16 protein-coding genes and 1 pseudogene are annotated in these 15,106 nt (G+C 55.0%); 13 read left to right on the top strand and 4 right to left on the bottom strand.

Annotated elements, in window-relative coordinates:
• Nucleotides 1-20: 20 nt before the first annotated feature.
• A complete protein-coding gene (locus ACQKP4_RS02640; RefSeq protein WP_427630140.1) occupies nt 21-1,124 on the bottom strand; it encodes an extracellular solute-binding protein in 1,104 nt (367 codons plus the stop codon).
• 111 nt (nt 1,125-1,235) lie between these two features.
• On the opposite strand from ACQKP4_RS02640, the gene ACQKP4_RS02635 reads away from it, so the two are divergent.
• Nucleotides 1,236-2,009 carry a helix-turn-helix transcriptional regulator gene (locus ACQKP4_RS02635; protein ID WP_427630138.1) on the top strand — a complete coding sequence of 258 codons (774 nt, stop codon included), beginning with the start codon at nt 1,236-1,238 and terminating at the stop codon, nt 2,007-2,009.
• A gap of 39 nt (nt 2,010-2,048) precedes the next feature.
• Here ACQKP4_RS02635 and ACQKP4_RS02630 read toward each other — a convergent pair.
• A pseudogene (locus tag ACQKP4_RS02630) lies at nt 2,049-2,810 on the bottom strand (class I SAM-dependent methyltransferase); the annotation flags it as partial.
• Between the two features lie 104 nt (nt 2,811-2,914).
• Between ACQKP4_RS02630 and ACQKP4_RS02625 the strand changes: the two are divergent.
• The 11 genes from ACQKP4_RS02625 (at nt 2,915) to ACQKP4_RS02575 (ending at nt 12,166) form a co-directional block, all read left to right on the top strand.
• Nucleotides 2,915-4,156 (top strand): tyrosine-type recombinase/integrase, encoded by a 1,242-nt coding sequence (locus ACQKP4_RS02625; protein ID WP_427630136.1) that lies wholly within the window; start codon nt 2,915-2,917, stop codon nt 4,154-4,156.
• Between the two features lie 283 nt (nt 4,157-4,439).
• Nucleotides 4,440-5,279: a hypothetical protein gene (locus ACQKP4_RS02620; RefSeq protein WP_427630194.1), complete on the top strand. Its 840-nt coding sequence runs from the start codon at nt 4,440-4,442 to the stop codon at nt 5,277-5,279.
• A 90-nt stretch (nt 5,280-5,369) separates the two neighbouring features.
• Nucleotides 5,370-5,651, top strand: a complete 282-nt coding sequence (locus tag ACQKP4_RS02615) for a helix-turn-helix transcriptional regulator (RefSeq protein ID WP_427630135.1) — start codon at nt 5,370-5,372, stop codon at nt 5,649-5,651.
• Entirely contained in the window at nt 5,648-6,256 is a 609-nt protein-coding gene (locus ACQKP4_RS02610) for a hypothetical protein (protein WP_427630133.1), read from the top strand. Before ACQKP4_RS02615 ends, ACQKP4_RS02610 begins: the two co-directional genes overlap by 4 nt.
• Nucleotides 6,253-6,558, top strand: coding sequence for a hypothetical protein (locus ACQKP4_RS02605; RefSeq protein WP_427630131.1), 306 nt, complete (start codon nt 6,253-6,255; stop codon nt 6,556-6,558). The genes ACQKP4_RS02610 and ACQKP4_RS02605 overlap by 4 nt, the downstream gene beginning before the upstream one ends.
• 373 nt (nt 6,559-6,931) lie before the next feature.
• Nucleotides 6,932-7,090, top strand: coding sequence for a hypothetical protein (locus tag ACQKP4_RS02600; RefSeq protein WP_427630129.1), 159 nt, complete (start codon nt 6,932-6,934; stop codon nt 7,088-7,090).
• Nucleotides 7,087-7,371 (top strand): hypothetical protein, encoded by a 285-nt coding sequence (locus ACQKP4_RS02595; protein WP_427630128.1) that lies wholly within the window; start codon nt 7,087-7,089, stop codon nt 7,369-7,371. Before ACQKP4_RS02600 ends, ACQKP4_RS02595 begins: the two co-directional genes overlap by 4 nt.
• Complete coding sequence (locus ACQKP4_RS02590; RefSeq protein ID WP_427630126.1) at nt 7,368-7,640, top strand: DUF3077 domain-containing protein; 273 nt, start codon at nt 7,368-7,370, stop codon at nt 7,638-7,640. The genes ACQKP4_RS02595 and ACQKP4_RS02590 overlap by 4 nt, the downstream gene beginning before the upstream one ends.
• Nucleotides 7,637-10,543: a DUF927 domain-containing protein gene (locus tag ACQKP4_RS02585; protein WP_427630124.1), complete on the top strand. Its 2,907-nt coding sequence runs from the start codon at nt 7,637-7,639 to the stop codon at nt 10,541-10,543. Before ACQKP4_RS02590 ends, ACQKP4_RS02585 begins: the two co-directional genes overlap by 4 nt.
• 93 nt (nt 10,544-10,636) lie before the next feature.
• Nucleotides 10,637-11,581: a chromosome segregation protein SMC gene (locus ACQKP4_RS02580; RefSeq protein ID WP_427630123.1), complete on the top strand. Its 945-nt coding sequence runs from the start codon at nt 10,637-10,639 to the stop codon at nt 11,579-11,581.
• Nucleotides 11,582-11,800: 219 nt separating this feature from the next.
• Entirely contained in the window at nt 11,801-12,166 is a 366-nt protein-coding gene (locus ACQKP4_RS02575) for a histone-like nucleoid-structuring protein, MvaT/MvaU family (RefSeq protein ID WP_427630121.1), read from the top strand.
• A 194-nt stretch (nt 12,167-12,360) separates the two neighbouring features.
• On the opposite strand, the gene ACQKP4_RS02570 is transcribed toward ACQKP4_RS02575, so the two are convergent.
• On the bottom strand, nt 12,361-13,137 hold the full coding sequence (locus ACQKP4_RS02570) for a hypothetical protein (protein WP_427630119.1): 777 nt from the start codon (nt 13,135-13,137) through the stop codon (nt 12,361-12,363).
• Between the two features lie 398 nt (nt 13,138-13,535).
• Between ACQKP4_RS02570 and ACQKP4_RS02565 the strand changes: the two genes are divergently transcribed.
• Nucleotides 13,536-14,069: a hypothetical protein gene (locus ACQKP4_RS02565; protein ID WP_427630117.1), complete on the top strand. Its 534-nt coding sequence runs from the start codon at nt 13,536-13,538 to the stop codon at nt 14,067-14,069.
• A 78-nt stretch (nt 14,070-14,147) separates the two neighbouring features.
• Here ACQKP4_RS02565 and ACQKP4_RS02560 read toward each other — a convergent pair whose 3' ends face one another.
• Nucleotides 14,148-15,080: an HNH endonuclease gene (locus ACQKP4_RS02560; RefSeq protein ID WP_427630115.1), complete on the bottom strand. Its 933-nt coding sequence runs from the start codon at nt 15,078-15,080 to the stop codon at nt 14,148-14,150.
• Nucleotides 15,081-15,106 lie beyond the last annotated feature (26 nt).

Here is a 15,106-nt window from a genome sequence, read left to right as displayed (position 1 = left end):
TCAAGCGCTCGGACCAGGGGTCATTGGCCGTTTTTGACCTTGCTCCAGATCCGTGTGCGCACGCGTTCAGTGGCCGGCGGCAGGGGCTGAAGCGTGAACAACGTGGCCATGGCTTCGGCGGGCGGGTACACCGCCGGGTTGTTACGGGTCGCTTCGGCCACCAGCGCGGTGGCGCTGCGATTGCCGTTGGGGTAGGACAGGTGATCGCTGACCGGGGCAATGACTTCGGGACGCATCAGGTAGTCGATGAACGCCATGCCTTGCGCCGGGTTGGGTGCATCCTTGAGCAATACCAGCGTGTCGAACCAGACCGGAGCACCTTCCTTGGGCAGGCTGTAGGCGATCTTCACGCCGTTGTTCGCCTGCTCGGCGTTGGTCTTGGCTTCAAGCATCGCGCCAGACCAGCCCACGGCAACGCAAATATTGCCGTTGGCCAGGTCGCTGATGAATTTTGACGAGTTGAAGTAGGTAATGTGCGGACGCAACTTGAGCAGCAACGCTTCAGCTTTTTTGTAGTCCTCAGGGTTGGTGCTGTTGGGTGGCAAGCCCAGGTAGTGCAGGGCGACCGGAAGCATTTCCGAGGGCGAGTCGAGCATCGCCACGCCGCACTCACCGAGTTTGGCAAGGTTCTCCTCTTTGAACACCAGGTCCCAGGAGTCCACCGGCGCCTTGTCGCCCAGCGCGGCCCGGACCTTGTCGATGTTGTAGCCGATGCCATTGGTGCCCCACAGATACGGCACGGCGTATTGATTGCCCGGATCGTTGTTTGCCAGTTTCGCCAGCAGATCGCTGTCCATGTTCTTGAAGTCCGGCATTTGCGCACGCGGCAACGGCGCCAGCGCTCCGGCCTTGATCAGGGTCGGCAGGCTGAAGTTGCTGGCGACCACCACGTCGTAGCCACTGCGACTGGTCAGCAGTTTCCCTTCAAGCACTTCGGCGCTGTCGAAGGTGTCGTAGACCGGCTCGATCCCGGTGTCGCGCTTGAAATCGTGCAGCGTGTCGGGGCCGATGTAGTCGTACCAGTTGTAGACATGAACCGTCGGCCCCTCAGCGGCGATGGCCGTCAACGAAACACACAAACAGGCGCTCAGTGCGAGATTGATCTGTGGAAGGGGACGACTCATGATGCGGCACTCCTGGCCTGCTGCAGGCCGGTGATGAACAAGTGCTTGCAGCGTATCGGCAGGCGGGGAACTCACCCATTCCCATCATGGGTTACTCGAAAGGGGTAGTGCGTGGACGCGTTGTTGAAAGAGTTGCCGGTACACCAGGGGCTGGCGCGGGTATTTGGCGCGTTGGGCCAGGACGGTTTCTGGCGCGCGCTAGTCGACACCCTGCGGTTGCTGGTGCCGCTGGACAACGCGTTGGTGGCGGTGATGCGCGCCGGGCGCGTGCCGCAGCTGTTGATCGATTTCGACTCGAAAGGGGGCGCCACCGAGCACGAAGAACTGGCCGACTACAGCGCCGGCATGTACCTGCTCGATCCGTTTTATCAAGCGGCATGCGCGGGTATTGCCAGTGGCCTGCACAGCCTGGAATCAGTCGCCCCGGACCAGTTCCAGCACAGCGAGTACTACCAGAGTTACTTCAGTTCGGTGGTCGGTGTCGATGAGTTGCAGTTCATGGTCAACACTGACGGCGCCGTGCTCGGTTTGTCGTTGGGGCGCTCGACACGCTTTACCCCGCAAGAGCAGGGCCGCTTGCTGTGCGTGCGCGATTGGGTGCTGGCGGCGATTCAGCGTCACCAGCAATTGATGCCGGTAGAAGGCCCGGTGGTCGAGTCAGTGGCCGGCGATCTCGCGAACTTGCTGGATCGCTTCGACGCACGCTTGTCGGCGCGGGAGATCGAAACGGCGCGCCTGATTCTTCAGGGTTTCTCCAGCAAGGCGATTGCCCAACAGATGGGCATTTCGCCGGAAACGGTGAAGGTGCATCGGCGCAACCTCTATCACAAGCTCAATGTGAGTGGGCACGGCGAACTGTTTGCATTGGTATTGCAGCCGCGCTGAGCACACAAGCCTGGGGCAGGCCCGCTCACACGGGACTCTTCATTGAGCCAAGGTGAACACCAACGCCTTGAGTCCGCACGCCTCATCGGCATCCGGAAACTCCGGCGGGTTCTCCAGCCGTCGCTCAAAGCGCAGGCTCGGTGCTTCGCGCATGACGCCTTCAATCAGGAATTCGGGGCCGAACGCCGGGTCGTTCATGCAGGCCAGCACCGTGCCTTCACCGGTGAGCAATTCCGGCAAGCGCCGCAGTACACGCTGGTAATCCTTGGTCAGCAAAAAGCTGCCTTTCTGAAAAGACGGCGGGTCGATGATCACCAGGTCATACGGTCCTTTGCCAATCACCTTGCCCCAGGATTTGAACAGGTCGTGGCCAAGAAAACTCACCTTGCTCATGTCATGCCCGTTGAGCCGATGGTTGTCGCGGCCACGGTTCAGCGCCGGGCTGGACATGTCCAGATTGACCACATGCTCGGCGCCACCCTCGACGGCGGCGACTGAAAAGCCGCACGTGTAGGCAAACAGGTTCAACACCCGCTTGCCTCTGGCGTTGGCCCGCACCCAGTCGCGGCCGTAGCGCATGTCGAGGAACAGGCCGGTGTTTTGTTTGCGGCCCAAGTCCACGCGGTATTGCAGGCCGCCCTCGGTGATGTTCATTTCTTCGATCACATCGCCCAACAGCCACTCGGTGGTGCTTTGCAGCAGGTAACGATGTTGCAACAGCAAGGTGTGCGCGCCGCAGTGTTTCCATTCGGACGATTGCGTGATCTGTAGCAGCCGATGTTTCAAGTCTTCCAACTTGGCCGGTTTTTTTGTGCCTGTCTGTCTACCCCTGTCTCCCCTTATCCGTTGTATCCCTGTATCCCTGCTTGTATCCTGAGAAAAATACCGAACTTTGGGATACAAGGATGAAGCGCGCAGACATCAAGCGCCGCCCTCTCGCTGACACGACACTCGCGGGACTGGAGCCGGAATCAAAGGAATACCGGGAGTTGGACGGAAACGGCCTCTACTTCAGGGTCAAACCTGATGGTGGTAAATCCTGGCAGCTCCGCTACAAACGTCCGGCGGGCAATTGGGCTTGGATGGGGCTCGGCGGCTACCCTGAAGTAAGTGGTGCACTGGCACGGGACAAAGCTGCCGAACTACGCAAAGTAGTGAGTAGCGGTGCCGACCCTCTCGAACAAAAGCGATCTGCAAAAGCTGCAATCGATACCGCTAAAGCTCGAACCTTCCGAGCGGCTGCCGATGCTTGGCTCAAGGCAAAAGAAGAAAAGGGCCTTGCACCTTCTACCCTAAATAAGATCCGAACGTACCTCGACAAGGACATCCTTCCTGCGCTGGGGGACAAACCCCTAGACGAGATTACCCGCACAGATTGCGCAGACCTTCAAGCATCCATAGAAGCTAGAGATGCTCACAACGTCGCTGAGAAGTGCCGCACTTGGATAAACCAGATCTTCGGGCGAGCCATTGGATTGGGTTTGACCGAAAACGATCCGGGTAGCCGTCTTCGTGATATCGCCGCTCAAGCACCAAAGACTCAACAGCATCTCCATCTGCTTGAACCTGAACTCGGCGAATTCCTAACCGCGTTGAAAAACACACCCAGCAGACTGACAGCCCGAACTGCAGCATGGCTTTGCATATGGACGGCTTCGAGACCGGGTATGGTTCGTTTAGCTGAATGGAAAGAGTTCGACCTTGATAAAGCGATTTGGACGATACCTGCCGCCAAGATGAAGATGCGCAGGGACTTTGTGTGTCCGCTCCCTGAGCAAGCGCTTTCCGCTCTCAAAGAACTTCATTGCCTCACCGGGCGCAGTCGATGGCTGTTTCCCGGCGTCGGAGCTAAAAACCCGACCATTAGTGAAAACACCATCAACAAGGTCTTCGCGACGGTTGGTTATAAAGGTCGCTTGGTCGGCCACGGAACTCGCCATACCGCCAGCACTTTGCTCAGAGAACACGGCTGGCCGAAGGAACACGTTGAAGCACAACTCGCTCATAAAGAAGAGGGAATATCTGGGATCTACAACAAGGCTCAATATCTCGATCACAGAGTGAAGATGATGCAGTGGTATGCCGATTACCTAGATCAGTTGGCAACTGGAAAACTCATTCACAAACAGTTCGATAAGGTGGTATGAACGTGCGCATCCATATCCCCTCCAAAATCCGTGTTACAGGTGTTACGCGTGTAACGACCTCCGCCAAACGCCGGAATTCATTGACTCTCACGCCTGTTACACGAATTCAAGACCGCTCTTATACCCGATGTAACGCCCGCCAATCGTGTAACGCGAATACTAGCCTTCTGTCGCTGAGGGCACGTGTTCGAGACACGCAGATTTATCAGCGCTTTTCGCTGGTTACGCTTGCAAAACCTAGGGCGTGGGGCCGATTGCTACACATTGCCAGAGCTTCTTGGTGATGACTGATCAGCGACTTGCATTTCATTCAGCGTTTACAGCCGGACTGATCGACTATCTATCAGCGCAACCACTCTACAATCTCTGCAGTGAGCAGCTCGCAGATGTGTGCTACTTGATCGATCAGTGCTGCCTACGTATTCAACCCGAGGGCATCGATGTCGATCTGAGCCGTATGTGCATCAAGACAACGATGTGCGAAGAGACCATTTTCCAATACGCCTCTACTGACAAAAGAAACCGTCTCGCTCATTGGGTCCGCCAATACAGCGCTTGCAACTCGGCTACCGATCGCGAAGCGCACGCCGCCTACATCATGGCCTGTGCCGTCAAAGCGCTTGGAGTTCTGAGCAACTGGATGCGCGCCGCTGATGACGCTGTGTGGTTACATATCAAAGAAGTACCGACCGACTGGTCATGGGATCTCTACTGCCGGTTTGTTGAGTCACAGATCGATACGAACGAGCGCACTGAGGCACTCGACGATTATGTTTTCAGTTTAGAACCGATCACCACTCTGCCCTGTTTGATCGATGACGAACTGACGCCTCTCGCTGATCAAGCGATGAGGTCAGCCATCCGCAGTAAAGGCGGCATCCTCAGCGGCATGGAGCGAAGCCAAGAGGTCAACGCCCGAGACACTGCAATAGTGAAGCAAGCCGACCACTATGTAGCGAAGGGCATGCCAATAAGAAGCGTCACAACAGCCGTGCATGCCTGGCTGAAACGTGAAATCGCCAAACCGCTCCCAAAGCGACCTGAGTGGGTAACTCCCGAGACTGAAAAAGTGCTGGCTCGCAAAAGCGTGGAGGGCATTCTCAAGCGCAATTTCGTGCTGTAACTGAAATTTCAAATGGAAGTGAACTGCTCACCGCCGACCAATCTCTAGACCATTGCTCTCGTCAGTCCAAATCAATCGAGAGCAATACCTATGAACACCTCTGTCACCGATTTTCCCCGCAAGACACCCCCAAACCACCCTTCACTGTTTGATGCCGCTTCGACCCTGATTCGCATGCGCGAGGTGGAGGGTATTGTGGGGATGAAGCGCTCGACCATCTACAAACTCATGCAGCGCACCGACTGCGGTTTCCCCCAGCCCGTCAAACTGAGCAACAGCAACGCACGCGGTGCACCTGTCGCCTGGGTTCTTTCTGAAGTCCAAGCGTGGGCACGCAGCCGCATCGAGGCGCGTGACCAGGTGGCCGCATGAAACGTAGCCACTGCCCATTCAAGGGGCCATTTCTCGACTCCTACAGCATCGGATTCCGTCTGTATCAACCCGGCGCGATCAACTGGCGTCATCGCACTATCGCAGGCGTGAGCTGGAACGGCGATGAGCAGGAAGCATTCTTTTTCAGCCCTGACGGTCTCGTGCTTCCACTCAAAGCCAATCCTTGGGAGCTGCCCGAGTTGATCCGCAAAAATGCCGTGCGCAGAGAGTTTTCGAGTGTCCACGGCACGGGTTATTTCGCGATGAGCCAAAGCCGGCTCGCCTCGCTGAAATCGCGTGGCATGAGCGACTGGGTTACCTACTGGCTGGTGGATCAATCGGCGGGGTACGCGAATGATCCGGCGGTTTGGCAACGCATCACGGATGAGGATCTCGCCGTGGAGAAAACCGCAACCGAGCGCCTTCACCACGACATGCGCTTGACCTCAGATCTTACCCAGCATGTGGATGAATGCCTCGCACAGAGCCGTGATTCGCTGGCTGTCGAACACCGCCGACGTTGCGCCGAGGACAGCAAGATCTTGGCTTGGCTCAAAGGCGAAACACCGCCGCCGCTGTTTGCCTCCGCGCAGGAGGCAGCATGAGCCGAAAGATCGCGGACAACGCTTTCATGCACCCGTTTTCGGTACTGCGCCGAATTGGCTTTTCGCCCCGCCTCATGCAGCGCCTTGAGCGCTATCGCAGCCAACAGGACAAGCAAGGCCGCGTGGTCAGTGTACTCAGCTGGGCCGACGGCACCTGGTGCGCCCTTTCCCTCCACTGCGAAAAGACCGGATCCGTGATCGTCGATGAAGGCCAACAAACGCAAGCCTACGAAGACGCACGATCCATGCTCAACGGTGGCTTCCTGCCCCTCCTGTCCCTGCGCTGGGAAGCCCATGCCTGAAACGAAAACGCCTCCGGGAGCGATCCGGAGGCGTTGAGGTAAATCTACATGCACGAACAATGTATGCCGCACCTGAAAAAACCGCAAGTCATCAACGCAGTTGCACTTTCAAAAATCGGACGTTACTCTCTGGTCGTCGCTGCAAATTCAGCGACCGGGTTTGGCGACCCGAGTTACTTGGCGCACAGGCGCCCCATCCGACAGCAGGCGCTTTTTTTGTGCCTGCCGTATCGTGTTATGGCAGCTGTGCGTGGGAGACCTTTGGGTCTGCCGGGTTCCAAGTTCCCGGTTCGCCAACCTGCGCACAGCTGTCACCTTAAATCGTTTGGCGACGATCAGTGGCAGCTCCTTCTTCAAACTTGGAGTGTCACCTATGCCTGCCCTCAATCCGTTCAAAAATCGCGCCGCTGCACACCGTGCAATGGCTCTCGCCGCTTTACACGCCAATTCCAGCCTCGCTACACGCCTCTCCCGCTACAACAACCACATGGCCAAAGCCCGCGCACTCGAAACCGCAGGCGATGCCCAATGAACAACGCCCTGAGTTGTGCCCTGCCTGAAGACCTGCTCTGCGTTAATCCGAAAGCAGAAGCCGGTGTACCTATCGACGCCATCACCTGCGCCATTGATCGCGCCGACTCGGTGCTGACGCTGCTGGAGGATCACTTCGAAAGCGAATCCTCGCGCCTCGCCAATCACATCATTGCCGCCGTTCTTTGGGACGTGCGCGGCACCCTCGGCCTGATCAAAACGCTCGCCTTGCACGGCGATAACACCTCTACGCCTGCTGCGCAGAAAGGCGGTGCGCTATGAACACTTCCACCACTCTTGGCCACGCCACTTTTTCCCGCGTCAACGCCACCGACCTGAAGCTGTTTCGGGTCAATGCCGGTGTTCCGGTCGAAAACGCACTGGAGATGGTTTCGCAGCTTCAGCATCACGCCAACCAGCTCAACCTCGACGCCGCCATGAGCGACAACGGCGAGCGATTCAGTTGGCCAGCTTTGTACTTGGGCGAGATGGCCAAAGCCCTGATCGATGACATCAACGACGCGCTGTTTTTGCCGAGGGCAGACACATGAGTCAACGCCCGAACAGCAACACAAAACGTCCGAGCTTCGCCGACGTGAAAGCCGCCGCGCTGAAAGACATTGATTGTGTCCTGTCGCAACGGCTGCCCAACGGGAAGCGCGTCGACGGCGGCAAGGAATACACAGCTCCGAATCCGACCCGTAGCGACAAGCGCGCCGGTTCTCTAAAGATCAATTTGAGCAAGGGTACGTGGGCCGACTTCGCCACCGGTGACAAGGGCGGCGACATAATTGATCTGGTGCGCTATCTGGACGGCGGCACCGATGTAGAGGCCTGCAACAAACTGGCAGACCTGCTCAACGTATCGCCCGGCGCCGCCCAGGCGAAGCCAGCGCCCGCCAAGACAAAAGCACCTGAGTGGATTGCCATTCAGCCAGTCCCGCCCGAGGCCATGAACAAGTGCCCAGCCAAGCATCGGCAACACGGTGCGCCATCCAAGATGTGGATCTACCGCGATGTGCAGGGCCAGCCGCTCATGGCGCTCTACCGCTTCGACCTCGCCCCCGATGCAGACGGAAGGCCGAAGAAGGTCTTTGCACCACTGACATGGTGTCAGCGCGCCGATGGCCAAACCAAGCAATGGCGCTGGCAGGGTCTGCCCGATCCGCGCCCATTATTGCGCCTTGATGAACTGGCCCAACGCGTTGACGCACCGGTTGTTCTCTGCGAAGGCGAGAAAGCTGCCGATGCCGCCGCCGAACTGTTGCCGGGCTACGTGGCCACCTGCTGGCCGAACGGTTCCAACTCCTGGCACAAAGCCGACCTGACACCGCTCAAAGGTCGCGACGTGTTGCTGTGGCCGGACAACGATGTCAGTGGCAAAGCCTGCATGGAAACCGTCGCCGACAAGTTGCGCGAGGTCGGCGCCGCCTCGGTGCAGGTCATCGCGCTGGAGCTGTTCAAGCGCAAGCCTATGCTGAAGAACGGCGCCGCAGAGTTCGCCAAAGGTGGTCAATGGGACGACGGTGACGATGCCGCTGATGCACTCGCCAAAGGCTGGACATCTGCCCATTTCGCCGGGCTCAAAAGCAGCGGGGAACTATTCGGTTTAGTTGTCGAAAAGCTGGAGCTTGAGCGGGTCGAGACCAAGCCGGAACCGAAGGCAAAAGCAGCAGCCAAGCGTCCCTCTAAGCCGAAAAATGACCTGATGCCCGGAGGCTTTCGACTCACGTCAGAAGGCGTGTTTTATTCGGGCGATGACGGCGAGGCGAGGCCGGTGTGTTCGCCTCTGGAAATACTCGCCCGTACCCGCGATGACAAAGGTCAGAACTGGGGCCTACTGGTCGAGTTCGACGATCCAGACGGCGCCAAAAAACGCTGGAACATCCCGGCGCGCACCATGACCGGCGACTTCGGCAAAGACGTGCTTGGCCCGCTGGTGGACATGGGTTTGCGTCTCGCCGGTAGTCGCTCCGGACGCAATGCACGCAATGACCTACAAAGTTACCTAGGCGGCTTCGACAGCGCGCAACGGGCACGACTGGTCACCCGACTGGGTTGGCACGACAGCGCTTTCCTCCTGCCCGAGCAACAGGTCGGCGCGCACAGCGAACACCTGCATTTCTACGAGGCCGGTTCTCAGCTTCCGCCGATCAGCGAAGCGGGCACGCTTGAACAGTGGCAAGAGCAGATCGGAGCATTGTGCGTCGGCAATCATCGATTGGCATTCGTCGTCGGCGTGGCCTTTGCTGGCCCGCTGCTGCACATGCTCGGCCATGAGTCGGGTGGGTTCCACCTGTATGGCGACAGTTCAGGCGGCAAGACCACGCACCTGCAAGTCGCCGCTTCGATCTACGGCGGGCCGCGTCTGGTGCGCTCCTGGCGCTCCACCGACAACGCGCTGGAATCCATCGCCGCCGCGCATTCCGACGGCCTTTTGGTGCTGGATGAAATCGGCATGTGCGATCCGCGCATCATAGGCGAGACGGTTTACATGCTCGGCAACGGCACCGGCAAGGCACGCGCCAATGACCGAGGCCAAGCAGGCCGACAGGTACAGGAGTGGCGTCTGCTGTTTCTCTCCACCGGAGAGAAGACGCTGGCTCAGCACATGGCCGAAGCCAACAAGGAACTGAAAGCGGGCATGGAAGTACGCATGCTCGCGGTCCCGGCCGATGCGAACAAAGGCCTCGGCATGTTCGACGCACTCAACAGCTTTGAGGATGCGGCGGCACTGGCCGACGCGCTCAAGGCACGGGTAGCGAAGTATTACGGCACTCCACTCACTGCGTTCCTCACAGCGCTGTGCGAACCGGGCAAACGTCACGGTTGGTCCGCCATCCTGCGCCGCACGCTGGAAGGGTTTATCGCCCAGTCGCTACCGGCCTCGGCCAGCGGACAAGCGTACCGGGCCGCCGCTCGCTTTGGCCTCGCGGCCGCAGCGGGTGAGCTGGCTACCGCGATGGGGATTACCGGCTGGCCCGACGGGACTGCCACTACCGCCGCTCGCGTGTGTCTGAACGCATGGATGAACGAGCGAGGCGGAGCCGGGAACTTCGAGGGTGATGCGATCTTGGCGCGGCTGCGCCAGGTCATTGAGCGCTTTGGCGAAAGCCGTTTCACGCGCTGGGAATCGGCGGCGGCAAAAATCGATGAGCACGGGCCGCGCACCATCGACCGACTCGGCTTTCGTAAAACATTGGAGCACGGTTTGGGCGACGCCCTTCACACCGCCAATACCTATTACGTGCTTCCCGAGCTATGGCGCTCGGAAATCTTCCGAGGCATGAACATCAACGCTGTGAACAAGGAGCTGCTGCAACGCGGTGTTCTGGAGCCGGGCAAGGACGGTAAGGCGTCGAGCCTCATCCGGTTACCCGGCCTCGGCACGCAACGTTGCTACATCGTGAAGACGATTCCGGGAATGGATGAGAGCGAGGCTCGGGCTGCCTGAGGGCATTTCTGCTGATCGAGGTAGCGCCGGCTTGCTCCCGGCCTCGCCAGCCACTCAACAAACCCATAATCGAATTGAACAGAGACCAACCATATGAACGAGATTCAAAACCTGAAAGACCGTCGCGACCATCTGCTGAGCGAGGCCGACCAACTGCATGCCGAACTACAGCCCCTTGAGGCTGTGCTGGAAAGCGAGGAAACCATCGAGCCGACTCAGGAGCGCGAACTCCGCGACAGGTACAACGAGCTGAAACGGAATTTCGATTCGTGCAAAAACAACGCCGACATTTTGGATAGGAAGATCAGTCGCCGTGAGAACCTCGCCAATTGCGATTCCCTGATGGCGGGTTACATCGAGGCGATGGATAACTGGAAGGCTGATGAGAAGGAGCTTAACGAAAAGCGTCAAAGCCTCAGCACCCGCCTGGAACAGATCCAACAACAGGCGGAAGAGGACATGATTAACGCCCGCCAAGCTGAATCGGACGCTGCCACTGCGTACGCACAGGCCGTTGCGTGGGGCGATACCGAAGGCGAGAAGACCGCCAACGCCGACGCGCAAAAGGCGGCAAAGAATCTGGCAACCGCCGCCGAACATAACCGGAGGCAACACTTGATCATGACTGCGCTGGAGCAGGAGCTGATCACCGTAGATAAATACATCGCAGAAGCACAGATAAAGCATAAAGAGATAGAGCGCACAGCCCTTTTGCTTTCGCAGACGGTACTAGAAGAGCAGTGGAACGAGGCCGCAAAAACGTTGTTCGAGGTGGGCGGAAAGCTTTGGGCGAATTACAACCTGATTGGCCGTGACCAGATTGGACTTATGAAGCTTGCCGTTCCAGAGCAAGGCGAGAACTTTGGGAATTGGACGTGGGAAGAGCTATCAGCTCGCTCGCGCCAATACCGCGCCAGGGACTTAATCCAGCTCGACGGCCTACCGGTACCTCAGCAGTCCGAAGACATGAGCAATCAAGAACAACGCAAGGATGAAAGTAATGAACAAACCAGTACAGAACAGCGCCAGTTGGCCTGACTCCCTCAAAACTCGGAAGGCCCACCTCAATGCCCTGCTGAAGACCATCAACGCAGGGCCGGGCAAAGCTAGTCCGATACAAACGCTAACCCTCAACGCGATTAAATCGGAAATGGCGCATATCGATAGCCAACTGAATCGCCGAAAATAGTGCTGAACTTGTAACCATCGTGACTATCCTAATAATCACGTACAGCAGCCCAGAACAAGGAAATCAAAATGTCCAAACTTGCAGAATACCGTCAGCTGGAAAAACACCTCGCTGAACAGCTCCAGGCACTGGAAGCACTGAAAGGTGATGATGGACTGAAGAAAGAAATCGAGTTCGAAACGAAGCTGCGCAAACTGCTTGATCAGTATGGTTTCAGCCTGAAGCACATCATCAACCTACTCGATCCGCAAACCAGTGCACGGCGCCAATCTGCCGCTCCCGCCGTCAGCACACGCAAACCACGCCAACTCAAGGTCTACAAAAACCCGAATACCGGTGAAATGATCGAAACCAAAGGTGGCAACCACAAAGCTTTGAAAGAGTGGAAAGCAGAACACGGATCCGATGTAGTCGAAGGATGGCTGAAAAAGTAAAAGCAGCTTCACCTGAAAAAGGGCCCAATCGGGGCCCTTTTTGCTGCTTGCCTTTACATACAAAATCACCCGACAGCTCCAAACCGAAGTGGTGAAAAAGATGCGCAAACTAAGTTGTTTTAACAGCAAAATTTGATGGCCGCTTTCGGTATAAAACAGACGCTCAACTCACCAGCAAATTAGGAATAAGTGAGTTAACTCTCATCCAACTTTAGCTCAAATGCGACAGGAGCGCTTCGCAATAGCTGACCTGGCCCTCGACCAAAACGTCTTGGTACCGTTTCTTTCTCCAATGACGCCTCCCAAATATCGCGAACTTTGGCAGAGTCGATTTGATGGCTACTTTCAGCAATCGTAATGAATCTTTTGATTAACGCTGCGATTATCGCATAAGAAAGAGATATTACATGCGGAAGTACTCTAAATCCAGACTCAGAAAATCCATCATAGGCTATTTTATTGTTTCTGCCGAGCAAGTAGCTTTTGGTTATCGCACTATGCGTCCTATGAGTATACTTACTTAGATCGCTGTAAAGACTGCTTAACTTTTTGGCTTTATCTTGGCATTCGAATTTTTTTATAAACTCCCTAAATACTCTATGTGGAATGACTTCATTATTGTACCACTTCGCGAGATCTTTCTTAGCTCCGTCACCGGCCAAATAAAAGTAGGCTGAAATATCCATTGTTTCTACCGCATCGCGAAATAAGCGGGAGGCAATTCGGTGCCTCTTTTCCTCTGTTAATTTCAAGGCATCTATTAGCGCCTCTAAGGCGTCTATTTGTATTAGCCATATAGCCTTGTCGAGGGTCTGTTCATCACGATCAAAGTGCATATCTTTTTCTGCATAATGACACTTTATTGATGACAAAACTTTACATGCCTCTCGATGGAATTGCTCTTGCCCCCCATACTCATAAGGTTCATTCCATGCATCCTCTGTGTCTCTATCCCACACAAAACTTGGCATAAGTCTCGCCCATGAAGCCAGCTGTCATTGAAATGCCACGTCGCGATTTCAACGCGATGGCGTGTTGCAAAATGTTCCTGGTCGCCCTGTTAGCCCTTGTTCGATACAAGCATAGGTGACACTACTCATTTGCCATCACCGTGTCCACCATCAGATTTGGGCAAGCGGCCAGCCAGATATGCTTAGACATCAGCCTCGATTTCAGTGATAGAAGTCACGTTCTGGTATTGTCGGAACCCATAGGCGAGCGTTTCGGCAGAGAGACGCCGGTTGGCCATGGTTTACGCCCGATACTACGCCTAAAGGTAAGGAGAAATTGATCGCCTCCAACTACGTTGATCGTCAAGAGAGGTGGAAAAGTCAATTTTCATTATTAATAATCAATCATGGAGTTCATTGTGCCAACTACAGTAATCGAAGTAATAGACACCTCAATAAAAATTGGTCTTGGCGGACTGATCGGCTTTGCAAGCACTTATGTGGTCACAAAGCTGAATCATGACCATGACGCTAAGAAGGATGTTGTAAAAAGACGTTATGACGCTCTAGAACAGGTCGCCGCGCACATTGAAGAATTTTCGCACGTCGCGTTAAAGTACTGGGCATTAGTAGTCGAGTGTGTGCGTGTAGAAAATTTAAATAAAGGATGGCCAAAAGAAAGAGCTGAGCAACTAGAACTTGTCAAAACAGAATACTTTAGCGAAGCAAAAAACGTGACCATTGCCGAATCGAAATTGCTTCTAATTGGGTTAGAGCCTGTATCAGTCAAACTTAGGAGCTACACAAACTTCTTAAAAACGCTTCGGCGCACATATTATGTTGGAAAGCCTGGCTTAACCGAAGAGGATATGGACAACGCACGTGAAGAGCTTCTACGACTTAGGCAAGAGTTTTTCTCTGAGCTTTCACGTGCTTACAAAAAAGGTTTATAGCGATCAATAATAACTATAGGAGCGGGCTAACGCCCGCCCCCACCCACTCTACAGCACGTAGCCGAGAATCAACTCACATCAATACTCGCATAAGATAGTTATAATTTCTGGCTTGGCAATACCATCTAACTCATAGAATGACACATGTATTTCTGGGCTACCCAAAGCATAGCAAGCCACTTGGTACTCTGCAAATATGAAATCTATTCCATATTGCCCAACAACGAATGGAGTTACAGCAATATATTCTGGCATTGTTCCTGACATAAGCCACTCTCCATTAAACTCTGGACTCTGCTTTGAGAATTTTTGCTGTATTAGAGCAGACAACTTACCCAAACACTCTTCATCAATAATTAGATAATCCAGAGTTAAAGGCGTGAAAGGTGATAAGAGAAAATTTTGGGCCCTAGTCTCTCTATAACCGTGTGCACCACCTAAAAAACCATTTATCGTGTATCGGACACTAAGAACATCTGAATCCCTACGCTTTACTTCGTACCGTCCAACCAGGTAGGTTCCGCGGCAATTGCAGCCATTATCAACTGCGTACTTCTTATTACTCTCAATGGTCGAATTATGAGCCTCGAGCAACTCGACGCCCCATGCCTCTATATTTTTTGATGCAATAATTACATCCTTATTGCAAAAATCCGGAAACTCGAAGTCAAAATAAAACTCCGGATTACCGGCATCAATGCTATAGATCCGCCGTTTGATCTCTACGATAGGATGATTGAATGCCGAATCTCCCAAATCGCGAATAGCCGAAACCAATGCAGACTTATACTTAACTAACGACTTTCGGTCAATATCACCATCATGAACACGAGTATGACAATTAGGACATAAAGCAATTAGATTGTGGTATTCATGTTTTTTTGACTTAGCCCACGGAACAATATGATGAATTTCAACTCTTGGGTGCCGGCAGGAAGGAATCGCGCACTGGTGTCCTGCCTCAATTAACACTGCTCTTTGAATTTCCATCGGGATGGCAGGTCTAGTCACGACATGTACTCTTTACTAAAGACATT

The sequence above is a fragment of the Pseudomonas sp. NPDC086278 genome (genome assembly GCF_050280905.1).
Taxonomy (GTDB): domain Bacteria; phylum Pseudomonadota; class Gammaproteobacteria; order Pseudomonadales; family Pseudomonadaceae; genus Aquipseudomonas.
Note: the sequence above shows the minus strand (reverse complement) of the source record. Positions and strands in the feature narration are given on the sequence as shown.